We start from the raw sequence: 24966 nt of genomic DNA on the forward strand, positions 1-24966 counted from the left end.
CGCCACGCGCGCGTGGCGGCGGCTCGACCCCGTACCCCTGCTCGTGATCGCCGGGGAGGGGCCGCTGCGCGCTGAACTCCAGCGGCGCATCGTGAGCGAGGGGCTGCCGGTGCGTCTCGTCGGCCCGCGTGACGACATCGGGGAGCTGCTCGCCGCCGCCGATCTCGCACTGCTGCCCGGCAGCTGGGAATCGCGCTCCGTGCTCGCCCAGGAGGCCCTTCACGCGCGCGTGCCGCTCGTCGCGGCTGCGGCGGGAGGCATCCCCGAACTCGTCGGCGACGCGGCCGAACTCGTCCCGCACGGAGACTCCGAAGCGCTCGCCGAGGCCGTCGAGGCTCTTCTCGCCGACCCCGCCCGGCGTGAGCTTCTCAGGGACAAGGGCACGCTCCAGGTGGCCACTTGGCCGACCGAGGACGAGACGGTGGCCCAAGTCCTCAGCGTGTACGACGAACTGACCAAGCCCCTGCCGCTGCCGTAGACCCGGACGCGGGGGGCCTCGCGCTACGGGACGAGTCTGCGGGCCCTCAGCGCGAGGCTCAGGGCGAGTACCGTCTGCGGGTCGTCGAGGTCCGTCCCGAGCAGCTCCCCGATCCTCGCGAGCCGGTTGTAGAGGGTCTGCCGGTTGAGGTGCAGTTCGCGCGCGGTCTCCGCCTTGCGCCCCGCGTGCGCCAGATACGTCTCCAGGGTCGGCAGCAGCGGAGGCTTGGAGCGGTTGTCGTGGTCGCGGAGGGGGCCGATGGCGCGTTCCACGAAGGCGGCCAGGTCCCGGTGGTCCCGCAGCCGCCACAGCAGCAGGTCGATGTCCAGGCGGCGGGCGTCGTACCAGGGGCGGTCGGACAGCCCCTGGGCCGCCGTGGCCGTCTCGGCCGCGTGCCGCAGGCTCACCGACGCGGCCGTCCAGCCGCCCGCCACGCCGACCACCACGACCGGCGGCTGTGCCCCGGGACGCTGCATGCCCGCCCGCTCCACACCGGCCCGCAGCGCCGCCGCGACCCGGTCCGCGACGGTCACCCGCTCGGACTCCGTGCGCAGGCCCAGCAGCAGTGGTACGCGGCCCTCGACGGGGCGTACGCCCAGCAGGACCGGCACCCCCACCGAGGCCAGCTCCTCGGCGACCGCGCGCGCCAGGACGGCCCAGCCCCCGCCGGGAGGCAGTCCGTCGGCGAGCCTCATCACCACCGGGAGCAGCGGTCCGGGACCGGGCTTGAAGCCGAGCACACGGGCCTGCGCGGGCGCGTCCTCGGCGGCGATACGGCCCTCGGCGAGGTCGGTGAGGAAGTCGCCGCGCCCGCGCGCCGCCAGCTCCTCCTCCTGACGGGCCTGCATCAGGACCACGGCCAGGATCCCCGCGGCCCGCTCCGCCGCGATGCGGTGCACGGGCGCGAGCGGGGCGTTGGGGGCGTTCACGGGCAGCAGGACGAGCCGGGCCCGGACCGAGCCGGTGCCGGGACCGCCACCCGGCACGTCCACGAGGACCGACCCCGCCGGCGGATCGTCCTGGTGCTGGCCGCGCAGCCCCTCCCACACCTGGAGCGGGTCGGCGTTCGCGGGTCCGGCCCCGGCGGCGTACAGGAGCTGGCCGTCCGGGGTCTCCAGGAAGACCGGGTTGCCGCTGAAGTCGGCCAGGATGCCGAGGACCTGAGGGATGCCGCCCCCGCTGAGCAGGGCCTGGGTGCAGCGCCGGTGGACCTCCTCGGCCTGCTGGAGCAGGGCGTAGTGGCCGTTGACGATCTCGGTGTGGATCTCCTCGGTGACCGCCACGAACGGCACCTCGCGGTGCAGTTGGACCAGCGGCAGACCGGCCGTGCGGGCCGTCTCCACGAGGGCCGCGGGGAGCCGGGTGAAGCGCGGGCCCAGTTCCACGACCAGGGCCGCGATACCGCGCTCGGCGAGGGTACGGACGAAGGCACGTTGGTCGGCGGGGCGGGTGCCGAGCCCGTACCCCGTGGTCAGGAGCAGTTCGCCGCCCTTCAGGAGCGAGGCGATGTTCGGTACCTCGCCCGCGTGCACCCAGCGCACGGTGCGGCCCAGCCGGTCGGCGCCCGCGAGGATCTCCGGCAGGCCGCCGCGCAGCCCGGGCAGTTCCAGGGCCCGCTGCACGGTGATCCCGCCACCGTGCGTGTCCGGCGTGTCGATACGGCTGTCCATGACGCGGACGCTACCTCGTCCTCCACCTGCCGTGACGTGCCGGACAGGGGCTACGCGGGCGCGATGTTGTGGTTGAAGCGGAACACGTTGTCCGGGTCGTACTGTGCCTTCACCGCCGCCAGCCGACGGGTGTTCTCGGCGCCCAGGCCCGCCTCCACCCGGTCCTCGCCCTCGTCGCCGATGAAGTTGAGGTAGACCGCGCCGGTGCTCCACGGGCGGACGTCGGCACGGACGTCCCGTACCCACCGCATGCAGCGCTCGTCGTCCGCGGGGTCCTCCCAGATGCCGAAGGGGTGCACGGCCCAGGGCGAGTCCCGGTACGGCACCGGGTACGCGCGGGGGCCGTCGGCGACCGCGCCACCCAGCGGGAACAGCACGTGCTGGGTTCCGGTGGGCACGGGCATCGTGTCCGCGCGGGCGCAGAAGACGTCCACGAGCTCGTCGGGCGCGCCCGTCAGGTACTCCGCCGACCAGTAGTTCCGCATCCCCGGCGGATCGTCGATCATGCACTGCAGGTCCGCGTACGGGATCGCCGTGACCATCTCCACCTCGTGCGGCAGCGCCAGCAGGGGCTGCGCGGTCTTGCGCAGGTCCTCCTCGCTGCCCGCGTACGTCACGAGGGCCCCGCACAGCAGCGTGCCGACCAGGTGCTCGGGGACGAACTCCTCGGGCGGTCCCGTCATGTAGAGCACGCCGCCGGCCGCCTCCACGGGCCCGGTCTCCATGATCTCGCGGAAGACGCGGGCGACCTCCGGGCCGGACTCCGGGCGGTACAGCAGCATGGCCATCGCGAACTCGGGCAGCTCGTGGAGTCGCAGCGTCAGCGCGGTAGCGACGCCGAAGTTCCCGCCGCCGCCGTGCAGCGCCCAGAACAGCTCGGGGTTCTCCTCGGCGCTCGCGTGGACCGCCGAGCCGTCGGCGGTCACCAGGTCGACGCCGAGCAGGTTGTCGATCGCGAGCCCGAACTTCCGCTCCAGCCAGCCGCTTCCGCCGCCGAGTACGAAGCCGCCGACCCCGGTGGTCGAGGCGCGGCCTCCGGTGGTCGCCAGGTGGTACGGCTCGGTGGCGCGGTCCATGTGGCTCATCGTCGCGCCGCCCCCGACGCGTACCGCCGCCGCTCCGGGATGGACCGTCACCTCGTGCATCCGGCGCAGGTCGACGACCAGACCGCCGTCGTTCAGGGCCATGCCCGCCACGCTGTGGCCGCCGCCGCGGACCGCGATCTTCAGATCCAGGTCCCGGGCGAACCGCACCGACCGGCCGACGTCGGCCTCGTTCGCGCACTGCGCGATCACCGCCGGGCGCCGGTCGATCATCGCGTTGAAGACCGCCCGGGCCTCGTCGTACCCCGGATCGTCGGGGGTGAGCACGTCACCGGCGAGATCCTCGCGGAGTGCGGCGAGCGCCGCGCCCGCCTTCGAGAGGGAAGCCATGGCCGCCCCCCTTCCAGAGCAGGGGCATGTAGGTGCTTCCAGCGTAGGCGGGCCGGGTCCATCGGTCGCGCCGAGCCGACAGGCCGGCGGCCGTGCGGGTCGCCCTGGGGCAGCCGCACGACCCTCGGGTCAGCCTCCGTACGCCCCGGAGGCGGTCAGCCGCAGTGCCGTGTCGATCAGCGGCACGTGGCTGAACGCCTGCGGGAAGTTGCCGACCTGGCGCTGCAGAACCGGGTCCCACTCCTCCGCGAGGAGACCGAGGTCGTTGCGCAGGGCCAGCAGCTTCTCGAAGAGCTTGCGGGCCTCGTCCACGCGGCCGATCATCGCGAGGTCGTCCGCCATCCAGAACGAGCAGGCCAGGAACGCGCCCTCGTCGCCCTCCAGGCCGTCCACGCCCGCGTCCTCACCGGAGGTCGGGTAGCGCAGGATGAAGCCGTCCGACGTGGACAGTTCGCGCTGGATGGCCTCGATCGTGCCGATCACGCGCTTGTCGTCCGGCGGCAGGAAGCCCATCTGCGGGATCAGCAGCAGCGAGGCGTCCAGCTCCTTCGAGCCGTACGACTGCGTGAAGGTGTTGCGCTCCTTGTCGTAACCCTTCTCACACACGTCCCGGTGGATGTCGTCGCGCAGCTCGCGCCACTTCTCCAGCGGGCCGTCCGCGTCACCGGACTCGATGAGCTTGATCGTCCGGTCGACGGCGACCCAGGCCATCACCTTCGAGTGCACGAAGTGGCGGCGCGGGCCGCGCACCTCCCAGATGCCCTCGTCCGGCTCGTCCCAGTGGTCCTCCAGGTAGCGGATCAGCTTGAGCTGGAGGAGCGAGGCGTAGTCGTTGCGGGCCAGACCCGTCATGTGGGCCAGGTGCAGGGCCTCGGTCACCTCGCCGTACACATCCAGCTGGAGCTGGTGCGCGGCGCCGTTCCCGACGCGTACGGGTCCGGAGTTCTCGTATCCGGGAAGCCAGTCGAGCTCCGCCTCGCCCAACTCCCGCTCGCCTGCGATGCCGTACATGATCTGCAGGTTCTCCGGGTCGCCGGCGACCGCGCGCAGCAGCCACTCGCGCCAGGCACGCGCCTCCTCGCGGTAGCCCGTGCGCAGCAGCGACGACAGGGTGATCGCCGCGTCACGCAGCCAGGTGTAGCGGTAGTCCCAGTTGCGGACACCGCCGATCTCCTCCGGCAGGGAGGTGGTGGGCGCGGCGACGATGCCGCCCGTCGGCCCGTAGGTCAGCGCCTTCAGCGTGATCAGCGAGCGGACCACGGCCTCGCGGTAGGGCCCGTGGTACGTGCACTGGTCCACCCACTCGCGCCAGAACTCCTCGGTGGCCTCCAGGGACGCCTCCGGCTCCGGCAGCGCGGGCGGCTGCTTGTGCGAGGGCTCCCAGGAGATCGTGAACGCGATCCGGTCACCCGGCGCGACCGTGAAGTCCGAGTACGTCGTCAGGGCCTTGCCGTAGGTCTCGCACTCCGTGTCGAACCACACCGAGTCGGGCCCCGCGACGGCCACTGTCCGGCCCTCGTGCTTGTGCACCCAGGGCACCACACGCCCGTACGAGAAACGCATTCGCAGGGCGGAGCGCATCGGGACACGTCCGGTGACGCCCTCGACGATCCGGATCAGCTGCGGCGCGCCGTCACGCGGGGGCATGAAATCCGTCACGCGGACCGTGCCGCGTGACGTGTCCCACTCGGATTCCAGGATCAGCGAGTCGCCGCGGTAGCGACGGCGGACAGCTGTCGGCGGTGCGGCGTCGGCGGCGTGCGCCGGACCGAGCCGCCAGAATCCATGTTCCTCCGTGCCGAGAAGTCCTGCGAAGACGGCGTGGGAGTCGAAGCGGGGGAGGCACAGCCAGTCCACCGTGCCGTCCCTGCAGACCAGCGCAGCTGTCTGCATGTCTCCGATTAGTGCGTAGTCTTCGATGCGCCCGGCCACGTGCAACTCCAGTCGAACGGCCACGTCGCCCCCAGGGGGCGGTCGCTCTTTGCGGTCAAGGGAACGTATGTAAATCGTCGTCGCGCGACGTCAATTGTCGTGGTGATGTCGTAGCGAAACGAACTGACGAGCTCTCGAAGTTCCGGGCGACGGGCGTGGGTGGTGCCGTTTGCCGGCCTGACTCGGCAGCGATCGTCCGAGCAGGATACGACGCACGCTGATGATCCGCGCGCCGCTCCCGACAACCCGTCTGAGCCGAACGAGTGAGCACGACTGTGGTCCGTGTCGACCCGTGTGCAGAGCGTGGCCGGAAGCGGCCTCGCCCCGTCGCTGATACCCTGGTAGCCCGTGGACCGGTGGGCGCCCCGGCAGGAAAAGGGACCCCCGAACCGCAGCGACGGCACCTCCGGAATCCTCCGGGTCGGGCAGCCGTACCGCACCAGACACCGCGACCACGGGAGCCCCCTCTTGGCCATGCCGCCCGCTGCTTTCCGAAGCAGCACAGCCACGACGACCAAGCACATCTTCGTCACCGGGGGTGTCGCCTCCTCCCTCGGCAAGGGTCTGACCGCCTCCAGCCTGGGCGCGCTGCTCAAGGCACGGGGTCTGCGGGTCACCATGCAGAAGCTCGACCCGTATCTGAACGTCGACCCGGGCACCATGAACCCGTTCCAGCACGGTGAGGTGTTCGTCACCAACGACGGCGCCGAGACCGACCTGGACATCGGCCACTACGAGCGCTTCCTCGACGTCGACCTGGACGGCTCCGCCAACGTCACCACCGGGCAGGTCTACTCGACGGTCATCGCCAAGGAGCGGCGCGGCGAGTACCTCGGTGACACCGTGCAGGTCATCCCGCACATCACCAACGAGATCAAGCACCGCATCCGCCGCATGGCCACCGACGACGTCGACGTCGTCATCACGGAGGTCGGCGGCACGGTCGGCGACATCGAGTCGCAGCCGTTCCTGGAGACCGTCCGTCAGGTCCGTCACGAGGTCGGTCGCGACAATGTGTTCGTCGTCCACATCTCGCTCCTTCCGTACATCGGCCCCTCCGGGGAGCTGAAGACGAAGCCGACCCAGCATTCGGTTGCGGCTCTGCGCAGCATCGGTATCCAGCCAGACGCGATCGTGCTGCGCGCCGACCGCGAGGTACCCACCGCGATCAAGCGCAAGATCTCCCTGATGTGCGACGTCGACGAGGCGGCCGTGGTCGCGGCCATCGACGCCAAGTCCATCTACGACATCCCGAAGGTCCTGCACACCGAGGGCCTCGACGCCTATGTCGTCCGCAAGCTCGACCTCCCGTTCCGTGACGTGGACTGGACGACCTGGGACGACCTGCTGGACCGCGTCCACCGCCCGGTCCACGAGATCAACATGGCGCTCGTCGGCAAGTACATCGACCTGCCCGACGCCTACCTCTCGGTCACCGAGGCCCTGCGCGCGGGCGGTTTCGCCAACAAGGCCCGCGTGAAGATCAAGTGGGTCACCTCGGACGACTGCAAGACCCCGGCGGGCGCCGCGAAGCAGCTCGGAGACGTGGACGCGATCTGCATCCCCGGCGGCTTCGGCGACCGCGGTGTGTCCGGCAAGGTCGGCGCCATTCAGTACGCCCGCGAGAACAAGATCCCGCTGCTCGGTCTCTGCCTGGGCCTGCAGTGCATCGTGATCGAGGCCGCGCGCAACCTCGCCGACATCCCGGACGCCAACTCCACCGAGTTCGACTCCGCCACCGGCCACCCGGTCATCTCCACCATGGCCGAGCAGCTCGACATCGTCGCGGGCGACGGCGACATGGGCGGCACGATGCGCCTGGGCATGTACCCCGCCAAGCTCGCCGAGGGCTCGATCGTGCGCGAGGTGTACGACGGCAAGGAGTACGTCGAGGAGCGTCACCGTCACCGCTACGAGGTGAACAACTCCTACCGTGCCGAGCTGGAGAAGAAGGCCGGCCTGCAGTTCTCCGGGACGTCCCCGGACGGCAAGCTCGTCGAGTACGTGGAGTACCCGCGGGACGTCCACCCCTACCTGGTCGCGACGCAGGCACACCCCGAGCTGCGCTCGCGTCCGACCCGGCCGCACCCGCTCTTCGCGGGCCTGGTCAAGGCCGCTGTGGAGCGCAAGACGGCCAAGTAGCACGTGGGTTGTACGGTTGCCGGGGTGCGTGTCTTTCGAGGCACGTGCCCCGGTTTTCGTAGGGCTCTGTTGGGCGTATTTCAGTTGGGCGCAGATTCGTGCGTGTGGGAGGACAAGTCGACATGACCATCAAGGACACCGCCGAGGAGTGGGAGGTCAGGGCGACCCAGACCCCGTTCGTGGGCAACAAGACCTCCGTGCGCACCGACGACGTGGTCATGCCCGACGGATCGGTCGTCCACCGCGACTACCAGGTCCACCCGGGTTCGGTGGCCGTCCTCGCCCTCGACGACCTGGGCCGCGTCCTGGTCATCCGCCAGTACCGGCACCCCGTACGCCACAAGCTCTGGGAGATCCCGGCCGGGCTGCTCGACATCCCCGGCGAGAACCCGCTGCACGCCGCCCAGCGCGAGCTCTACGAAGAGGCCCATGTGAAGGCCGAGGACTGGCGCGTGCTCACCGACGTGTTCACCACGCCCGGCGGCTGCGACGAGGCCGTGCGCATCTTCCTCGCCCGCGATCTCTCCGAGGCCGAGGGACAGCGCTTCGAGGTCGAGGACGAGGAGGCCGACATGGAGCTCTCCCGCGTCCCCGTCGACGAGCTCGTACGGGGCGTCCTCACCGGGGAGCTGCACAACAACTGCCTGGTCGTGGGCGTGCTTTCGCTGATCGCGGCGCAGCACGGCGACGGCCTGGACGCCCTGCGCCCGGCCGAGGCGCCGTGGCCCGCACGCCCCTTCGAGGCGTGAGCCGCTCCGGCACCCGCTCCGGCACCAGCCTCCGGAAGCTGTTCCCGAACACACTGCTGAGCCCGTCCCTGAAGCCACTCGGCCCCACGCGTGCGACCTGCCGGTGTGACGATCGCCTGATCCGATCGGGGGACGTGCCCGCCGCGCTCGGCACAGATCGTCGCAGAGCGTGAACTAGGCTCTGGAAACGCCCCGACCGGAGTCCCGGCGGGCTTGCGCGTGCAGTGGGACGGGAGTGTGCCCGTGACGGATCAGGCGGTGGACGCCGGCGACACGGCGGTGTCGGAGGAAGAGCAGCGCCCGGCAGCCGAACCTGCTCCCACGGAGAGTCAGTTCCTCGGCCGCACAAGGGAGTTGAAGGAACTGCGCGCCGACATCGAGCGCGCCGGTCTGGACACCCTCGCGGGCCGGAAGGCGCCACGCGCGCGCGTGCTGCTCATCGCGGGCAAGCCCGGATCGGGCAGGACAGCGCTCGCCGAGGAACTCGTACGGCAGGTCGCGGACAGTTACCCGGACGGTGTCCTGAGGGCGCGGCTCACCGAGCCCGACGGCACGCCTGTAGCGACCGAACGGACCGCCCGTGACCTGCTCACCGCTCTCGAACTGAACGCCCCGGCAGGGGCCGACGAGGACGAGCTCGCCGAGCGGCTGCGCGAGGGGCTCGCCCCGCGCCGCGTACTGCTCCTGCTGGACGACGCGGCGGACGCCGAGCAGGTCGACGTGCTCCTCCCGGAGACCCCCGACTGTCTCGTCGTCGCCGTCTCGGGCGGACCCCTGACCGGGATCTCCGACGTCCGGCCCTGCACCCTCGGCGGCCTCGACACCAAGTCCGCCCTCGAACTCCTCGACCGGTACACCGGCTCGGTACGCATCACCGTCGACCCGCTGGCGGCCGAAGGGCTCGTGCAGATCTGCGCGTCCCAGCCCGCCGCGCTGGTCCTCGCCGGCGCCTGGCTGGCCCACCGGCCCAAGGCGGCCGTGGCCGACCTGGCCAAGCAACTGCGCACCGAGGGTGACGAAGGCCGCCTCCTCGACGTCCTCGAACGCGTCTTCCGCCTCTCGTACGCGGCCCTGCCCTCGGCCGCCGCGCGGATACTGCGACTGCTCTCGCTCGCCCCCGCGGGCCTCGTGGACCCGCACACCGCGTCCGCGCTGGCCGGCTGCTCGGTCGGCGCCGCCCGCACCACCCTGGACGACTTCACCAAGCTCGGCCTCGTCCGGTCCGTCGAGTCGCCCCTGCCGCAGTACGAGGTGCCCGGCTGTCTGCTGCCGCTGCTGCGCTCGCTCACCGAGACCCAGGACCGCCCGGCCGAACTCCAGCTGGCGCGCGCCCGGATGCTGGAGCGGACCGTACGGCTGCTGGTGTCCTGCCGCGCGATCACCGAGACCGACAGCTCCCCGGCCCGCGAGAAGCTCGCCGGGATGCCCCGCGCGCTGCGCTTCCCGAACCCCCGCGCCGCCGCCGACTGGCTGCGCATCCGACAGCCCGCGCTGCTCGCCGCGGCCCGGCTCGCGGTCGCCGACGGAGAGCTGGACACCCTCGCCCGCCGCCTGATGGCCGCCCTGGTCAGAGCGATGGTCGCGCACTTCGGTACGCAGGCGGCGGCACCCGAGCTGTACGGCATCCACCGGCTCGTCCTGGACGTGGCCGAGCGCCGGGACCTGCCCCGCGAGAAGGCCGCCGCGCTGCTGAACCTCGCCGACCTGGACGCCCAGACCGGCCGTACGAGGAATGCGCTGGCCCGCTACCGGGCCGCTCTGGACGCCGGACGCGAGGCGAACGACCCGTACGCGACCGGCCGCGCGATGGAATCCGTAGGCGGCGCGCACCAGGAGCTCGGCGACTTCGACCGGGCCGCCGACTGGTTCGGGCGCGCCCTCGCCCAGCGGCTCGCGCGCGACGAGCGCGAGGACGTGGCCCGGCTGCACGGACGCATCGCCACCGCGCACACCTACGCGGGCCGCTACGGCGAGGCGCTGCGCAACTGGCGCTCGGCGATCACCGGCTACCGCAAGAGCGGCGATGTCGCCGGTCAGGCAAGGGCGTTGAGCGAGATGGGACGGGTGCAGGAGTACGCGGGCCGGCCCGAGGAATCCCTCGCCACCTGCCAGGAGGCGGTCGAGTGGGCGCGCCGCGCCGAGGACGTCCGGCTGCAGGCCGCGCTGCACCTCCGGCTCGCCGACACGCTGGACCGGCTGGGGGACCCCACGGCCGCCGGGCTGCACCGCGGCGCGGCCGAGCGCATGCTGGGTGACGAGCTCCCAGAGGATGCGTCAGCCAGGGAACACGACGCTAACGCCTGCGAAATCCGTAGTACATCCGAAGAAGATTGATGCATTGAAAGGCTAGACAGAGGGAATCCCTTCATTAGACTGGCTCCGCCGCGTCTTTTCGTGGTGTCTCCCGGTGTGCTCCCGTGCGTGCCGGTATGTCGGGCCATGTCCTGGCATGCGTGACCCCAGACCCCTTCTGAGCCAAGGACCGTGATCGACGTGAAGGTCGGCATCCCCCGCGAGGTCAAGAACAACGAGTTCCGGGTGGCCATCACCCCGGCCGGCGTGCACGAGCTGGTGCGCCACGGCCACCAGGTCCTCATCGAGCAGAACGCCGGAGTCGGCTCGTCGATCCCGGACGAGGAGTACGTCGCCGCCGGTGCGCGGATCGTCGCCACCGCCGACGAGGTCTGGGCCACCGCCGACCTGCTGCTCAAGGTCAAGGAGCCCATCGCCGAGGAGTACCACCGCCTCCGCAAGGACCAGACGCTCTTCACCTACCTGCACCTGGCCGCGTCCAAGGAGTGCACGGACGCGCTCGTCGAGTCCGGCACCACGGCGATCGCCTACGAGACGGTCGAGCTGCCCAGCCGCGCGCTCCCGCTCCTCGCCCCGATGTCCGAGGTCGCGGGCCGTCTCGCCCCGCAGGTCGGCGCGTACCACCTGATGCGCTCGGTCGGCGGACGCGGTGTGCTCCCCGGTGGCGTCCCCGGCACGCAGCCCGCGCGGGCCGTCGTCATCGGCGGCGGTGTCTCCGGCTGGAACGCCACGCAGATCGCCGTCGGCATGGGCTTCCACGTCACGCTGCTCGACCGCGACATCAACAAGCTCCGCGAGGCCGACAAGGTCTTCGGCACCAAGGTCCGGGCGATCATGTCCAACTCCTTCGAGCTGGAGAAGGCCGTCCTGGAGGCCGACCTCGTCATCGGCGCCGTGCTCATCCCGGGCGCCAAGGCACCGAAACTGGTCACCAACGAGCTCGTGTCGCGAATGAAGCCCGGAAGTGTTCTTGTCGACATCGCCATCGACCAGGGCGGCTGCTTCGAGGACTCCCGTCCGACGACTCACGCGGAGCCGACCTTCCCGGTCCACGGCTCGGTCTTCTACTGCGTCGCCAACATGCCGGGCGCGGTGCCCAACACGTCGACATATGCCCTCACGAACGCGACGCTGCCCTACATCGTGGAATTGGCGGACCGCGGCTGGGTCGAGGCGCTGCGCCGTGACCCCGCGCTCGCGAGGGGTCTCAACACCCATGACGGCAAGGTCGTTTACCGCGAGGTCGCGGAGGCGCACGGCCTGGAGCACGTCGAGCTGGACACTCTGCTGGGTTGACGATACGACCGATCTGTCCCGACCCGTCGGGCGATCTCTCCACCGATAAAAGGCGATACGTCAACACAGGTCGTCAACATGGCGCGTACGGCCGGACCTTGTCCCACAAGGTCCGGCCGGATGTGTGTCGAGTCACTTTGCGAGACTCGTTCAACTCGCCTCGAACGTAACCCTTGAACCGTTTCGCACACCCGTGAAACCTGCCGTGCGACGCCCTTACGCCCTTGACAGAGGGGTGTTCCGTTGCCGACACATCGGGCCGGGTCCGGCGGATTGTGTTGCTGCGGACCGGTGACACGCCATAGAGTCGCCAACCGTCGGCATGGTGCCACGCTGACCTATCTAGAAGTTTCCTGGTCACCAAGGAGGTAAGACGACTTGTGAATGAGTCGACATTTACTCCCGGGGGTGGTCAACCAGGAATGCCTGCGCAGGGCTCAAGGCCCACGGGGCTCGAGGCTGTCGGCTCCGTTGCTGTGCGCACCTTCGCAGCCCACCAGAGTCCGAAGATGACTCAGACAGCACACCAGAGCATGGATGGCCATCACGTGAACGCCATGGCCGGCAACGGAAGTGGCGAGAACCGCACCCACTTCGCCGACTACGACGACCTGCCCGAGGGGCACTTCTACGACCCCGACGCCGAATACGAGCCCGATCCGGAGTACGCGGCCACGCTCGCGCCCGACGCGGCGCGCCAGCGGCGTGAGCGCATCGGCCCGACCGGGCGCCCGCTGCCGTACTTCCCGATCCCGGGCCCGCTGACCGACCACGGCCCCGCGAAGATCATCGCGATGTGCAACCAGAAGGGCGGCGTGGGCAAGACGACGTCGACCATCAACCTGGGCGCGGCACTCGCGGAGTACGGACGCCGGGTCCTGCTCGTCGACTTCGACCCGCAGGGCGCACTGTCCGTGGGCCTCGGCGTCAACCCGATGGAGCTCGACCTCACGGTCTACAACCTGCTCATGGAGCGGGGCATGGCGGCCGACGAGGTGCTCCTGAAGACAGCGGTCCCGAACATGGACCTGCTGCCCAGCAACATCGACCTGTCGGCCGCCGAGGTCCAGCTGGTGTCCGAGGTCGCGCGCGAGTCCACACTGCAGCGGGCCCTGAAGCCGCTGATGGCCGACTACGACTACATCGTGATCGACTGTCAGCCCTCGCTCGGCCTGCTCACCGTCAACGCCCTGACGGCGGCGCACAAGGTGATCGTGCCGCTGGAGTGCGAGTTCTTCGCCCTCCGAGGTGTCGCGCTGCTCACCGAGACCATCGAGAAGGTCCAGGAGCGGCTCAACCCCGAGTTGGAGCTCGACGGCATCCTCGCCACGATGTACGACTCGCGGACCGTGCACAGCCGTGAGGTGCTCGCGCGCGTGGTCGAGGCGTTCGACGATCACGTCTACCACACGGTCATCGGGCGCACGGTGCGCTTCCCGGAGACCACGGTCGCCGGTGAGCCGATCACGACGTACGCCTCCAACTCCGTCGGTGCCGCCGCCTATCGCCAGCTCGCCAGGGAGGTGCTCGCCCGGTGTCACGCCGAGTGAGTCTGCCGGGGGCCGACGAACTGTTCCGTACGACCGGGGGAATGGCGCTTCAGGCGTCCAGTCCCAGGCGCCAGGCCAACGGCGAGGCTCGGGTACCGGCTCCGGCCGGCGAGAGCGACGCCGCTGCCGCCGGGGAGGACGCCCCACAGTCGGTACCCGTGCGGGGCGGCGACGGCGAGGGTGACGAACATGTCGCCTCCGACGCCGAGTCCGCCGACGGTGAGTCCCGGAGTCGGGGCGCCGCCGGGGACCGTTCCGGGCGGCGTCAGGGGGTGCAGGAAGGTTCTGCCGGGCCCTCCGCGGGCGCGCAGCCGCGCAAGCGCGGGCGCGGTTCAGGGCGGCGCCCCAGCGGGCGTGAGCGGCACGACGAGAAGATCACGGTGTACGTGTCCGCCGAGGAGCTCATGGATCTTGAGCACGCCCGGCTGGTGCTCCGTGGGGAGCATGGGCTGGCCGTCGACCGCGGGCGGATCGTGCGGGAGGCCGTCGCCGTGGTGCTCGCGGATCTCGAATCCCGTGGGGACGCGAGCATCCTCGTACGACGGTTGCGCGGGCGGTAGCGGTAGCCTGCGACGGCTATGACCTCGAACGACGTCCCTGCCACGGCCTCCGGCGGTTCCGGTGGCCGTCGGCGTGCGCTGGGGCGGGGGCCTGGGGGTGCGGCCCCGCCTGAGCCCCCGGGCGAGGCGTTGCCGCCCGCGGCGGAGCCTGAGCCGGAGCCGCCTGCGGCGGAGCCGGACAGCGAGCCCGAAGCCGTCAGCCCCGAAGAACAGCCCGAGGCCGTCCGGCACGAAGAACAGTCCGAGGCCGTCGAGCCCGAAGAGCCCGTCGCCGATGAACCCGACGACGGGGTCTTCAAAGTTCGGCTTGCCAACTTCGAAGGGCCGTTCGATCTGCTGCTCCAGTTGATTTCCAAGCACAAGATGGATGTCACCGAGGTCGCGCTCTCCAAGGTCACCGATGAGTTCATGGCGCACATCAGGGCGATGGGGCCGGACTGGGATCTCGATCAGACGACCGAGTTCCTGGTGGTCGCGGCGACACTGCTCGATCTGAAGGCCGCCCGGCTGCTGCCGTCCGCCGAGGTCGAGGACGAGGCGGACCTGGCGCTGCTGGAGGCCAGGGACCTGCTCTTCGCCCGGCTGCTGCAGTACCGGGCGTACAAGCAGATCGCCGAGATCTTCAACCGGCGCCTCGACGAGGAGGCGCGCCGCTACCCCCGTACCGTCGGGCTGGAGGCGCACCACGCCGAGCTGCTGCCCGAGGTCGTCATCAGCATCGGGGCGGAAGGATTCGCCAAGCTCGCCGTGAAGGCGATGCAGCCCAGGCCGAAGCCCCAGGTGTACGTCGACCACATCCACGCGCCGCTCGTGAGCGTGCAGGAGCAGGCCGCGATCGTGGTGGCCCGGCTGCGGGAGCTCGGAGAGGCCAGTTTCCGCTCGCTCGTCGAGGACACCGACGACACCCTCACCGTCGTGGCGCGTTTCCTGGCCCTTCTGGAGCTCTATCGGGAGAAGGCGGTCTCCCTGGACCAGGAGGAGGCTCTGGGGGACCTGGTGGTGCGCTGGACGGGCGGGGACGGGGATGCGCAGCCCACGGTGACCGACGAGTTCGACAGGCCGCCCGAACCGGTCAAGGAGGAGAAGGCGTGAGCGAGGACACCACCGAGGCCCCGGCGGGTCCGCCCGGCGTCGCCGATCTCGACCTCAAGCCCGCCCTGGAGGCCGTCCTCATGGTCGTGGACGAACCCGCGACCGTGGAACATCTCGCGAAGATCCTCGAGCGGCCGAAGCGGCGGATCGCGGCTGCTCTGCGGGAGCTGGCCGACGAGTACACCATCCAGGGACGCGGCTTCGAGCTGCGGCTCATCGCCGGCGGCTGGCGTTTCTACAGCCGGCCCGAGTACGCGGCGGCCGTCGAGCGCTTCGTCCTCGACGGGCAGCAGGCCCGGCTCACCCAGGCCGCGCTGGAGACCCTGGCGGTCGTCGCGTACCGGCAGCCCGTCAGCCGCAGCAGGGTCTCGGCGGTCCGCGGAGTGAACTGCGACGGCGTGATGCGCACCCTCCTGCAGAGGGGTCTGGTCGAGGAGGCGGGCGCGGAACCCGAAACAGGTGCGATCCTGTACAGGACGACGAACTACTTCCTGGAGCGAATGGGCCTGCGCGGCCTGGACGAGCTCCCGGAGCTCGCGCCCTTCCTTCCGGAGGCGGACGCGATCGAAGCAGAGACGCTGGAAGGGGTCCCGTCGTTCGATCCGGACGCACCGGATGCAGATGCAGACGACACGACGACGACGGAACTTTGATGCGAAGCAGTGGCAGCGGCAGTGGCAGGAACAACGGGCGCGGCAACCCGCGCGGAACCGGCGGGGGCGGCGCCCCTCGCGGCTCCGGTGGAGGCGGTGGCCCCCGCGGTTCTGGCGGAGGCGGTGGCCCCCGTGGCTCCGGTGGAGGCGGTAACCCTCGCGGTTCCGGTGGAGGCAGCAGTTCCCGGGGAACCGGTGGGAGTGGCTCCCCGCAGAGGAGCGCGGGAGGGCGCGACGACAGGCCGAAGCGGGCAGGCAACCCCCGTCCGGAGGAGCGCCGCTACGACGTAGGCCCCGGCGCGACCCACGACGGCCCCAAGTCGGGGCGCGGCAGCTCGGCCCGCGGCGGTGCCAAGGGCGGTCCCAAGCAGGGCCAGCAGCGCGGCGGCCGTACGGAGAACGCGCGCTCCCGTGAGTACGAGACACGTACCGAGGAGCGCAACAGGGACCGGTACGCGGGCAGGCCCGAGGTCAAGACGCCCAAGACCTTCCCGGGTGCCGAGCAGGAGGGCGAGCGCCTGCAGAAGGTGCTCGCGCGCGCGGGCTACGGTTCGCGGCGTGCCTGCGAGGAGCTGGTCGAGCAGTCCCGGGTCGAGGTCAACGGCGAGATCGTCGTCGAGCAGGGCATGCGCGTCGACCCGGAGAACGACGAGATCAAGGTCGACGGACTGACCGTCGCCACGCAGTCGTACCAGTTCTTCTCGCTGAACAAGCCCGCCGGCGTGGTGTCCACCATGGAGGACAACGAGGGCCGTCAGTGCCTCGGTGACTACGTGACGAACCGTGAGACGCGGCTCTTCCACGTCGGGCGGCTCGACACCGAGACCGAGGGCGTCATCCTGCTCACCAACCACGGCGAGCTGGCACACCGCCTCACGCACCCCAAGTACGGCGTGAAGAAGGTCTACCTCGCGCACATCGTGGGCCCGATCCCGCGCGACCTGGGCAAGCAGCTCAAGGACGGCATCCAGCTGGAGGACGGTTACGCGAAGGCGGACCACTTCAGGGTCGTCGAGCAGACCGGCAAGAACTACCTCGTAGAGGTGACCCTCCACGAGGGCCGCAAGCACATCGTGCGGCGCATGCTCGCCGAGGCCGGTTTCCCCGTCGACAAGCTCGTGCGCGTGTCCTTCGGGCCGATCACCCTGGGCGACCAGAAGTCGGGCTGGCTGCGGCGGCTTTCGAACACCGAGGTCGGGATGCTGATGCAGGAGGTCGGCCTCTAGGCCCCTGCGCCCTCGGGCTTCTGGACCTCTGGACTTCTGGGTCCCAGGAGGACCTCCAGAGAAAATCGTCTCCTTCGTAGAGACCTGTTTGGTACGGCATCGGCCGGTTCCGGGACTTCCCGGGGTCGGCCGATGTGCGTTCGGGGGTTGTGGCGGCCCGTCCCGCTATTTATAGTCGTACTGACCATTAAGGGAACGCCCTCGCCGGGCGCGGCCGATGGAGCAGGGCCCACGGGGGTGGTCCCGGTCCCTCGGCCGTCGCCCGGCGAGGTGCAGGACGGCCGTGAAGGCCACGAGGAGGGGGCAATGGAGGGCTACGACAAATACGCCTTCGAGCCCTTCGCCGTCACCGTCGATCTCGCGGTGTTCACGGTCCGGGCGGGCGGGCTCCAGGTGCTGCTGATCGAGCGCGGACAGGAGCCGTACATAGGCCACTGGGCGCTGCCCGGAGGGTTCGTGCTGCCCCAGGAGTCCGCCGGAACGGCCGCCCGGCGTGAACTCGCCGAGGAGACCGGCCTGTCGGACGTGTCCGGGCTGCATCTGGAACAGCTGTGCACCTACAGCGAGCCGGACCGCGATCCCCGGATGCGGGTCGTCTCCGTGGCGTACACCGCGCTGCTGCCGGACCCGCCCGAGCCACGCGGCGGCGGGGACGCGGCGAGCGCGCGCTGGCTGGCGTACGACGGGCTCGGACCGCTCGCCTTCGACCACGACCGGATCCTCGCCGACGCCCATGAGCGGGTCGGCGCCAAGCTCGAATACACCTGCCTGGCCACGGCGTTCTGCCCGCCCGAGTTCACGCTCGGGGAACTCCAGCAGGTCTACGAGACCGTGTGGGGGACCGCGCTCGACCGGCCCAACTTCCGGCGCAAGGTGCTCGCCACACCCGGGTTCGTCGAGCAGATCCCCGGCGCGGCCCGGCTGACCGGAGGCCGGGGGAAGCCTGCCGCGCTGTACCGCGCGGGCGATGCCACCGCACTGCACCCACCACTGCTGCGACCGGCTTCGGCTCCCGCGCGGCCACCGTCTCAGTCTCCGTCCCCGTCTTCGAACCCGTCTCCGGAAGGACGATCCTCATGACCACGACCGTCAGGAAGCACGCCGCCACCGGGGCGTTGGTCGGACTCGCCCTCGGGGACGCGCTCGGCTTCCCGACCGAGTTCAACGACGTGCCGTCGATCCTTGCCAAGTGCGGGCCCTGGCGGGAGATGGAGCTGCCCACCCCCGCGTACGTCACGGACGACACGCAGATGACGCTGGCACTGGGGCGGGGGCTGCGCACGGCCATGGACCGGGGGCTGCTGGGGCCCAAGCGGATGGAGCGGCCCGTACGCGAGGAGTTCGTGGACTGGTACCAGTCGCCGGAGAACAACCGCGCCCCCGGACGTACGTGCCTGGTCGCCTGCGAGAAGCTGAAGCGCGAGGGCCTGCCCTGGCAGGACGCCAGCCAGATCCACTCGAAGGGCTGCGGCGCCAACATGCGTGTAGCCCCGCTCGGTCTCATCTCCGGGCTCAGCGACGAACAGCGCGCGGGCGCCGCCCAGTTGCAGGCCGCGCTCACCCACGGGCATCCGACGGCGCTCGCCGCGTCCGACCTCACCGCGCACGCGGTGCGCCTGCTCGCGCAGGGCGCCGAACCGACCGGACTGGTCGGCCTGTTGCGCTCGTACGCGTACGAGAACCGCACGCGCTACAACGAGCGTTGGCTCGGCGACCTGTGGACGCGTTCCCAGGATCCGACGCCGACGCACTTCATCTCGCGCGGCTGGGACGAGTGCCTGGAGGTCCTGGAGCGGCTTCAGCGGGCCCTGCGGTCGCCGTCGCCCGAGACGGACCCCTGTCTGGCCACGGGGGCCGGGTGGATCGCCGAGGAGGCCCTCGCCACCGGCCTGCTGTGCTTCCTGCTCTTCGTGGACGAGCCGGTGACGGCCCTGCGCCGGGCCGCCTGCACCTCGGGGGACTCGGACTCGATCGCGTGCCTCGCCGGCGCCTTCGCAGGGGCGTACCTCGGTGCCGATGCATGGCCTACGGAGTGGGCCGACAGGATCGAGTACCAGGGGGACCTGATGGCGTTGGGGGCGCTCTGGGACGACTGACCGGCCCACGGGCTCACCGGGTTGGCGGGCCGCGAGCGATGGGTCAGGTGACGCTGATCGAGTCGCCCGTGACCGTGATCTGCTTGGCGGGGAGCGGCTTCTGGGCCGGGCCCTTGGCCACCGCGCCGTCGGCGATGCGGAACTCGCTGCCGTGGCAGGCGCAGTTGATCGTGCCGTCCGAGACGTTGGCGACGATGCAGCCCTGGTGCGTGCAGACCGCCGAGAAAGCCTTGAAGCCGCCCTTCTCGGGCTGGGTGACGACGACCTTCTCGTCCTTGAAGATCTTGCCGCCGCCGACCGGGATGTCGCCGGTCTTGGTCAGTGCCTCACCGGCGGGCGCCTCGCCCCCGGTCCCGCTCTCCGCGGGAGCGACGGAGGACGCCCCCTCCTCACTGCCACCGCCGTTCTCGTCCCCGTAGTTGCTGCAGCCGGCGATGAGCGCGGCCGTGCCCGTCGCGAGAACCGCGCGCCGCGTGGAGGGGTGGGTCATGTCGTCACTCCGAACGTGCGGAAGAACCAGAGGGCGGAGGTCAGCCAGACCACCGTCAGGGCCGAGAAGACAAGTCCGCCGACGATGGGCAGCACCCAGCCGGGCAGACGCTCCGAGCGGAGCAGCAGCATCTTGGCACTGAATGCACCGAAGAAGAAGCAACCCAGGACCGAGTGCCACAAAACGCGCGGTTCGTACGTCTGATAGCCCAAGGCGTACAGACAGTGCACTGCGACTGGAACCGCGACAAGGAACGCAATTCTTCCCGACCAGCGATGCAGCACGCCCGACCAGCTCGGGCCCGGGATGCGCCCGTACAGCATCAGCGCCGACACGAGCTGTACGACCGCGAAGCCCATCGCGGTCGTGGCGAGCCACGACTTGACCGCGCTCGTACTGCTGAAGCCCGCGAGGTTGAAGGCGGTGCCCTCCGGGTCGTGCACATTGCCGTAGACGCCGAGGCCGACCGCGACCGCGCCAGCGACCAGGGCCGGTACGAGATAGGTGGCGGCTCCCGGGCGTCGGGGAGCGGGGCCGGGCGGCGGAAAGTTCTGGGTGGCGGCGTTCGGGTCCACGGTCATGGTCGGCTCCCTGCGGTCACGGGGTCATGGAGCAAGGGGCGGAGCGAAGAGCGGCGTGCGGAGTGCGCGGTGGTGCGGAGGAACTGGCGGGCGGATCACGGGGTCACGGGCTCGGCCGTGAGCTTTTGTCCGTCGACCGTCACGGCGCCGGTCTCGGGGTCGATACGGGGTGCGGGGCTCGGCTTGCCCGCTCGGTTGAGGATGCCGACCTGCTGGCCGCTCGGCAGGACGATCCAGCCGCCGTCGACCTCGGCGCCGCGCACGGTGGCGGTCGCGCGGTACAGCCCGGAGGGCTTGACGGCCTTGTCGGCAGTGAAGCCGTACTTCCGCTGTCCCATGTCGACCGTGCCGCTGATCCGCTTGCCCTTCAGCTCGCCGGTGAGGACGTTGCCGTTCTGGCCGGTGAGCCGCATGCTGCCGTCGGCCTTGACGTCACCCTTCAGCCACGACTCCTGGTCCTTGCCGTCGCAGAAGTACGCGACCGCCTTGCCGTCGCGCAGGGTCACCGCGACCGCGGAGGAGTCGTCGTCCGTGCGGCCCGCGTAGTCGGCGTTGGGCACGGCGGTCTTCGACGGGCTGGGTGACGGGCTGGGCGAGGCCGACGGCTTGCCCGACGGGGGCGAGGCCGTGGGTGTCGGGCTCGCCGACACGGCATCACCCGAGGACTCGCTCCCGGTCGACGTACTGCGCGCCCCTTCCGTCACATTGAGCGACAGCATGAACAGGGCGAGCAGTAGTCCCGCGAGGAGCGTGAAAAGTGGTCCGGAACGCTTCATCGAGCCTCCCCCGAGGCGTGGCGCGGACAGCCTCACCATGCAAGCGGACCCGCGGCCCCTGCGTCCAGAGGCGCACAGGAGCGACTTCGCGGAAATCAAAGGGCGATCACACCGTAGAGGACAACTTCACTCCAAGTGGTGCCAAGTAGTTATTCGGGTGACATTGGTGCAATCCGGGTCGAGCGGCTCGCGGAACGAGCCCCGCGGGACGGATCGGTCACTCCACGAAAGGGCACGACCATGGCGGGTAACGAGCTGGGCGGTCTGCTCGGCAGTGTTCTCGGCGGAGGCGCTCGGAGCGGTGCCGGCGGAGGGGGCGGCGGAGTCGGAGGGGCCGGAGGGGCCGCCATTCTGGGCTCGCTGCTCCAGGCGCTCATGAACGGCCGGGGCGGGAGCGGCGGCACCGGGATCGGCTCCGGAAGCGGTGCCAATCCGCTGGGCGGCCTGCTGGACCTGCTCACCCGGTCCGGCCTCGCGGAGCAGAAGGACTCCTGGGTCGGCACCGGCGACAACCAGCCCGTGACCGGCGCGCAGATCCAGCAGGCACTGCCCCACGAGACGCTCAAACAGGTCGCCGACGAGGCCGGCGTCACCACCGACCGGGCCGCCACCGAGATCGCGCAGACCCTGCCCCAGGTGGTCGACCGGCTGAGCCCCGACGGACACCTGCCGGACGCCTCGCTCGAAGACCTCGTCAAGCAGCAGCGGTTCTGAGGCTCTCGGAGCAGCGGTTCTGAGGTTCTCGGCGTGCCCGTGCGCCCTTCCGGGGCGGCGCGGCGGGCGTCTCGGCAGGCGGGCGCCCGGTACCGGGCCACCGAGGGCTGACTAGGCTGGATGGACCAAGAGCCGTACATCAGCAAGGAGCATCACCGTGGCGGTACGAGCGGTCCGGGGCGCCGTCCAACTGGAGCGGGACGAGGCCGGCCACATGGACGAGCAGGTCAGCGAGCTGCTCACCGCCATACTTGAGCGGAACGAGCTGACCACCGAGGACCTGATCAGCATCTGGTTCACGGCGACGCCCGACCTGCACAGCGACTTCCCGGCAGCCGCGGCACGCAAGCTCGGCATCGTCGACGTACCGCTGATCTGCGCGCAAGAGCTGGACATCGAGGGCGCGATGCCCCGTGTCGTGCGGGTCCTCGCGCACATCGAGTCCGATCTGCCGCGATCCGAGGTGGCGCACGTCTACCTGGGTGCCGCGGGCGCGCTCCGCAAGGACATCGCCCAGTGAGAACCGCACTTGTCATCGGTACCGGACTGATCGGTACGTCGGCCGCGCTGGCCCTGGCGGGGCGCGGCGTCGTCGTGCACCTCGCCGACCACGACCCGGAGCAGGCCCGTACGGCCGCCGCGCTCGGCGCGGGTACGGACGAGGAGCCCACGGGGCCCGTCGACCTCGCGATCATCGCGGCACCGCCCGCGCACGTGGCCTCGGCGCTCGCCGACGCGATGCGGCGCGGTGTAGCGCGCGGCTACCTCGACGTGGCCAGCGTCAAGGGCGGCCCGCGCCGCGAGCTGGAGGCGCTGGGCCTGGACCTGTCCGCGTACATCGGTACGCATCCCATGTCGGGCCGCGAGAAGTCGGGCCCGCTGGCCGCGACCGGGGACCTCTTCGAGGGGCGCCCCTGGGTGCTGACGCCGACCCGGGACACGGACACCGAGGTCCTCAACCTCGCGCTGGAACTCGTCTCGCACTGCCGTGCCGTACCCGTCGTCATGGACGCCGACGCCCACGACCGCGCGGTCGCCCTCGTCTCCCACATGCCCCACCTGGTGTCGAGCATGGTCGCCGCGCGGCTGGAGAACGCCGAGGAGGCGGCCGTACGCCTCTGCGGTCAGGGCATCCGTGACGTGACCCGGATCGCCGCCTCCGACCCGCGGATGTGGATCGACATCCTCTCCGCGAACCCGGGCCCGGTCGCCGACCTCCTCGCGGACGTGTCGGCCGACCTGGACGAGACCGTGCAGGCCCTGCGCGCCCTCCAGTCCTCCGACGAGGCCAAGCGCAGCGAGGGTTTCACCGGCATCGAGGATGTCCTGCGCCGTGGCAACGCCGGCCAGATCCGCGTTCCCGGCAAGCACGGCGCCGCCCCGACCGTGTACGAGAGCGTCGTCGTCCTCATCGACGACCAGCCGGGCCAGCTGGCCCGTATCTTCGCCGACGCGGGCCGCGCGGGCGTCAACATCGAGGACGTCCGCATCGAGCACGCGACCGGGCAGCAGGCGGGTCTGGTCGAACTGATGGTGAAGCCCTCGGCCGCGCCCGTGCTGACGGCGTCACTGCGGGAGCGGGGCTGGTCGATCCGGCAGTAGCGCCGGGCGACGCGCGCCGCGACGCCGTGAACCTGGTTCCGGGGGTCGTCCCGATGATCGTCCTGGTGATCGTTGCGGCGGCGGTCCAAGGGGCCCTGGCGGGGGCACCGCGGGGTCCGTAAAACGGGGTCCGGGAAGCCAGTAACCTTGTTCGGGGCACGATCGCGCCCCGAACCAGCCCACCACCCCGTACCAGGAAGGTGCCCGCACCCGTGGAAACCACCGCCGCCCGGACCGCTCCGGCCGTGATTGTCGCCATCGACGGTCCCTCCGGCACGGGCAAGTCGAGCACCTCCAAGGCCGTCGCCGCGAAGCTCGGCCTGAGCTACCTGGACACGGGCGCCCAGTACCGGGCGATCACCTGGTGGATGGTGACCAACGGCATAGACGTCACCGACCCCTCCTCGATCGCGGCCGCGGCCGGCAAGCCCGAGATCGTGTCCGGTACGGACCCCTCGGCGCCGACGATCACCGTCGACGGCACGGATGTCGCGGGCCCGATCCGCACCCAGGAGGTCACCTCCAAGGTCAGCGCGGTCAGCGCCGTGCCCGAGGTGCGGGCCCGGATCACCGAGCTGCAGCGCTCGATCGCCTCGGCGGCCGAGCAGGGCATCGTCGTCGAGGGCCGGGACATCGGCACGACCGTGCTGCCCGACGCCGACCTGAAGATCTTCCTCACCGCGTCCCCGGAGGCCCGCGCGGCCCGCCGCAGCGGTGAGCTCAAGGGCGCCGACGTCAACGCCACCCGCGAGGCCCTGATCAAGCGGGACGCGGCCGACTCCAGCCGTAAGACCTCGCCGCTCGCCAAGGCGGACGACGCGGTCGAGGTGGACACCTCCGACCTCACGCTCCAGCAGGTCATCGAGTGCGTCGTCACCCTCGTCGAGGGGAAGCGGGCCACGAAGTGAGCGTCGAGTCCGTGCCCTCGGTCAAGGGCGCCGAGGTCGGGCGGCGCATCGGCGTCGGCCTGATGTACGGCTTTTGGAAGCCGCGGGTGCTGGGTGCCTGGAAGGTCCCCGCGACCGGCCCGGTGATCTTCGCGGTCAACCACTCCCACAACATCGACGGCCCGATGGTCATCGGTGTGGCGCCCCGGCCCTCGCACTTCCTGGTCAAGAAGGAAGCGTTCGTCGGCCCGCTCGACCCGTTCATGACCCGCATCGGCCAGATCAAGGTCGACCGCGACACCACCGACCGGACGGCCATCACACGCGCGCTGGGCGTGCTGCAGAACGGCGGTGTCCTCGGGATCTTCCCGGAGGGCACCCGCGGCGAGGGCGACTTCGCCGCGCTGCGCGCCGGGCTGTCCTACTTCGCCGTCCGCAGCGGGGCCCCGATCGTCCCGGTCGCCGTGCTGGGAAGCACGGAGAGTCGCGGACGGTTGATAAAGGCGCTGCCCCCGCTGCGCAGCCGCGTGGACGTCGTCTTCGGCGACCCCTTCGAGGCGGGCGACGGCAGCGGACTGCGTACGCGCAAGGCGCTCGACGAGGCGACCGTGCGGATCCAGAAGCAGCTCACCGCGCACCTGGAAAACGCCAGGCGCCTCACGGGGCGTTAAGAGACACTTCAGTAGTGGATCACCTGATACGGGCGGTCCACCGATCACCACGATG

At 70.8% G+C, this 24966-nt stretch carries 23 protein-coding genes; 17 read left to right on the forward strand and 6 right to left on the reverse strand.

Going from position 1 to position 24966, the window contains the following annotated elements; genetic code table 11:
- Positions 1-478 (forward strand): glycosyltransferase (locus AOK17_RS19450; RefSeq protein ID WP_157881360.1); only part of this gene is annotated, 478 nt, incomplete at its 5' end.
- A 23-nt stretch (positions 479-501) separates the two neighbouring features.
- On the opposite strand, the gene AOK17_RS19455 is transcribed toward AOK17_RS19450, so the two are convergent.
- The 3 genes from AOK17_RS19455 to AOK17_RS19465 all read right to left on the reverse strand — a co-directional run bounded on the left by AOK17_RS19455 (position 502) and on the right by AOK17_RS19465 (position 5513).
- Positions 502-2148 (reverse strand): PucR family transcriptional regulator, encoded by a 1647-nt coding sequence (locus AOK17_RS19455; protein WP_055613780.1) that lies wholly within the window; start codon positions 2146-2148, stop codon positions 502-504.
- 50 nt (positions 2149-2198) lie between these two features.
- Entirely contained in the window at positions 2199-3581 is a 1383-nt protein-coding gene (locus AOK17_RS19460) for an FAD-binding oxidoreductase (RefSeq protein WP_055613781.1), read from the reverse strand.
- A gap of 129 nt (positions 3582-3710) precedes the next feature.
- On the reverse strand, positions 3711-5513 hold the full coding sequence (locus tag AOK17_RS19465) for a glycoside hydrolase family 15 protein (RefSeq protein ID WP_189840243.1): 1803 nt from the start codon (positions 5511-5513) through the stop codon (positions 3711-3713).
- Positions 5514-5987: 474 nt separating this feature from the next.
- On the opposite strand from AOK17_RS19465, the gene AOK17_RS19470 reads away from it, so the two are divergent.
- The 11 genes from AOK17_RS19470 (at position 5988) to AOK17_RS19520 (ending at position 19190) form a co-directional block, all read left to right on the forward strand.
- On the forward strand, positions 5988-7655 hold the full coding sequence (locus AOK17_RS19470; protein WP_055613782.1) for a CTP synthase: 1668 nt from the start codon (positions 5988-5990) through the stop codon (positions 7653-7655).
- A gap of 122 nt (positions 7656-7777) precedes the next feature.
- Positions 7778-8404 (forward strand): NUDIX domain-containing protein, encoded by a 627-nt coding sequence (locus tag AOK17_RS19475; protein WP_055613783.1) that lies wholly within the window; start codon positions 7778-7780, stop codon positions 8402-8404.
- 243 nt (positions 8405-8647) lie between these two features.
- On the forward strand, positions 8648-10738 hold the full coding sequence (locus AOK17_RS19480; protein ID WP_055613784.1) for a tetratricopeptide repeat protein: 2091 nt from the start codon (positions 8648-8650) through the stop codon (positions 10736-10738).
- Between the two features lie 159 nt (positions 10739-10897).
- Positions 10898-12013 (forward strand): alanine dehydrogenase, encoded by a 1116-nt coding sequence (gene ald, locus AOK17_RS19485; protein ID WP_055613804.1) that lies wholly within the window; start codon positions 10898-10900, stop codon positions 12011-12013.
- 422 nt (positions 12014-12435) lie between these two features.
- Entirely contained in the window at positions 12436-13563 is a 1128-nt protein-coding gene (locus AOK17_RS19490) for a ParA family protein (RefSeq protein WP_079053143.1), read from the forward strand.
- Complete coding sequence (locus tag AOK17_RS19495; RefSeq protein WP_055613785.1) at positions 13548-14123, forward strand: hypothetical protein; 576 nt, start codon at positions 13548-13550, stop codon at positions 14121-14123. Before AOK17_RS19490 ends, AOK17_RS19495 begins: the two co-directional genes overlap by 16 nt.
- 18 nt (positions 14124-14141) lie before the next feature.
- Positions 14142-15215 carry a segregation and condensation protein A gene (locus tag AOK17_RS19500; protein ID WP_055613786.1) on the forward strand — a complete coding sequence of 358 codons (1074 nt, stop codon included), beginning with the start codon at positions 14142-14144 and terminating at the stop codon, positions 15213-15215.
- Positions 15212-15868, forward strand: a complete 657-nt coding sequence (scpB, locus tag AOK17_RS19505) for an SMC-Scp complex subunit ScpB (RefSeq protein ID WP_055613787.1) — start codon at positions 15212-15214, stop codon at positions 15866-15868. Before AOK17_RS19500 ends, scpB begins: the two co-directional genes overlap by 4 nt.
- Positions 15868-17094 carry a pseudouridine synthase gene (locus AOK17_RS19510; protein ID WP_055613788.1) on the forward strand — a complete coding sequence of 409 codons (1227 nt, stop codon included), beginning with the start codon at positions 15868-15870 and terminating at the stop codon, positions 17092-17094. The genes scpB and AOK17_RS19510 overlap by 1 nt, the downstream gene beginning before the upstream one ends.
- A gap of 306 nt (positions 17095-17400) precedes the next feature.
- Entirely contained in the window at positions 17401-18174 is a 774-nt protein-coding gene (locus AOK17_RS19515; protein WP_055613789.1) for an NUDIX hydrolase, read from the forward strand.
- The gene (locus AOK17_RS19520; RefSeq protein ID WP_055613790.1) at positions 18171-19190 is read left to right on the forward strand and encodes an ADP-ribosylglycohydrolase family protein; all 1020 of its coding nucleotides are present in this window, start codon (positions 18171-18173) and stop codon (positions 19188-19190) included. Before AOK17_RS19515 ends, AOK17_RS19520 begins: the two co-directional genes overlap by 4 nt.
- 43 nt (positions 19191-19233) lie before the next feature.
- Here the strand turns inward: AOK17_RS19520 and AOK17_RS19525 are convergent, their stop codons facing one another.
- The 3 genes from AOK17_RS19525 to AOK17_RS19535 form a co-directional block, all read right to left on the reverse strand.
- Positions 19234-19680 carry a Rieske (2Fe-2S) protein gene (locus AOK17_RS19525; RefSeq protein ID WP_055613791.1) on the reverse strand — a complete coding sequence of 149 codons (447 nt, stop codon included), beginning with the start codon at positions 19678-19680 and terminating at the stop codon, positions 19234-19236.
- Positions 19677-20261 carry a DUF6529 family protein gene (locus AOK17_RS19530; protein WP_055613792.1) on the reverse strand — a complete coding sequence of 195 codons (585 nt, stop codon included), beginning with the start codon at positions 20259-20261 and terminating at the stop codon, positions 19677-19679. The genes AOK17_RS19525 and AOK17_RS19530 overlap by 4 nt, the downstream gene beginning before the upstream one ends.
- A 95-nt stretch (positions 20262-20356) precedes the next feature.
- Complete coding sequence (locus AOK17_RS19535; RefSeq protein WP_055613793.1) at positions 20357-21037, reverse strand: hypothetical protein; 681 nt, start codon at positions 21035-21037, stop codon at positions 20357-20359.
- 171 nt (positions 21038-21208) lie between these two features.
- Here AOK17_RS19535 and AOK17_RS19540 point away from each other — a divergent pair, with 171 nt between their 5' ends.
- From AOK17_RS19540 to AOK17_RS19560, 5 genes are all read left to right on the forward strand, one after another.
- Complete coding sequence (locus AOK17_RS19540) at positions 21209-21751, forward strand: YidB family protein (RefSeq protein WP_483855178.1); 543 nt, start codon at positions 21209-21211, stop codon at positions 21749-21751.
- A 157-nt stretch (positions 21752-21908) separates the two neighbouring features.
- Positions 21909-22271, forward strand: coding sequence for a chorismate mutase (gene aroH, locus AOK17_RS19545; protein WP_055613795.1), 363 nt, complete (start codon positions 21909-21911; stop codon positions 22269-22271).
- Positions 22268-23353: a prephenate dehydrogenase gene (locus AOK17_RS19550; RefSeq protein ID WP_055613796.1), complete on the forward strand. Its 1086-nt coding sequence runs from the start codon at positions 22268-22270 to the stop codon at positions 23351-23353. The genes aroH and AOK17_RS19550 overlap by 4 nt, the downstream gene beginning before the upstream one ends.
- A 212-nt stretch (positions 23354-23565) precedes the next feature.
- Positions 23566-24261 (forward strand): (d)CMP kinase, encoded by a 696-nt coding sequence (gene cmk, locus AOK17_RS19555; protein WP_055613797.1) that lies wholly within the window; start codon positions 23566-23568, stop codon positions 24259-24261.
- Positions 24219-24911 (forward strand): lysophospholipid acyltransferase family protein, encoded by a 693-nt coding sequence (locus AOK17_RS19560; RefSeq protein WP_206190787.1) that lies wholly within the window; start codon positions 24219-24221, stop codon positions 24909-24911. The genes cmk and AOK17_RS19560 overlap by 43 nt, the downstream gene beginning before the upstream one ends.
- Positions 24912-24966 lie beyond the last annotated feature (55 nt).

The organism is Streptomyces phaeochromogenes (assembly GCF_001418655.1).
In the GTDB taxonomy this organism is placed as follows: domain Bacteria; phylum Actinomycetota; class Actinomycetes; order Streptomycetales; family Streptomycetaceae; genus Streptomyces; species Streptomyces phaeochromogenes.

Excerpts from the sequence above, each read along its gene's own strand:
- AOK17_RS19455 (WP_055613780.1), bottom strand. The coding sequence starts at position 2,148 with ATGGACAGCCGTATCGACACGCCGGACACGCACGGTGGCGGGATCACC.
- AOK17_RS19460 (WP_055613781.1), bottom strand. The coding sequence starts at position 3,581 with ATGGCTTCCCTCTCGAAGGCGGGCGCGGCGCTCGCCGCACTCCGCGAG.
- AOK17_RS19470 (WP_055613782.1), top strand. The coding sequence starts at position 5,988 with ATGCCGCCCGCTGCTTTCCGAAGCAGCACAGCCACGACGACCAAGCAC.
- AOK17_RS19475 (WP_055613783.1), top strand. The coding sequence starts at position 7,778 with ATGACCATCAAGGACACCGCCGAGGAGTGGGAGGTCAGGGCGACCCAG.
- AOK17_RS19490 (WP_079053143.1), top strand. The coding sequence starts at position 12,436 with ATGCCTGCGCAGGGCTCAAGGCCCACGGGGCTCGAGGCTGTCGGCTCC.
- AOK17_RS19500 (WP_055613786.1), top strand. The coding sequence starts at position 14,142 with ATGACCTCGAACGACGTCCCTGCCACGGCCTCCGGCGGTTCCGGTGGC.
- AOK17_RS19510 (WP_055613788.1), top strand. The coding sequence starts at position 15,868 with ATGCGAAGCAGTGGCAGCGGCAGTGGCAGGAACAACGGGCGCGGCAAC.
- AOK17_RS19515 (WP_055613789.1), top strand. The coding sequence starts at position 17,401 with ATGGAGGGCTACGACAAATACGCCTTCGAGCCCTTCGCCGTCACCGTC.
- AOK17_RS19520 (WP_055613790.1), top strand. The coding sequence starts at position 18,171 with ATGACCACGACCGTCAGGAAGCACGCCGCCACCGGGGCGTTGGTCGGA.
- AOK17_RS19525 (WP_055613791.1), bottom strand. The coding sequence starts at position 19,680 with ATGACCCACCCCTCCACGCGGCGCGCGGTTCTCGCGACGGGCACGGCC.
- AOK17_RS19530 (WP_055613792.1), bottom strand. The coding sequence starts at position 20,261 with ATGACCGTGGACCCGAACGCCGCCACCCAGAACTTTCCGCCGCCCGGC.
- AOK17_RS19535 (WP_055613793.1), bottom strand. The coding sequence starts at position 21,037 with ATGAAGCGTTCCGGACCACTTTTCACGCTCCTCGCGGGACTACTGCTC.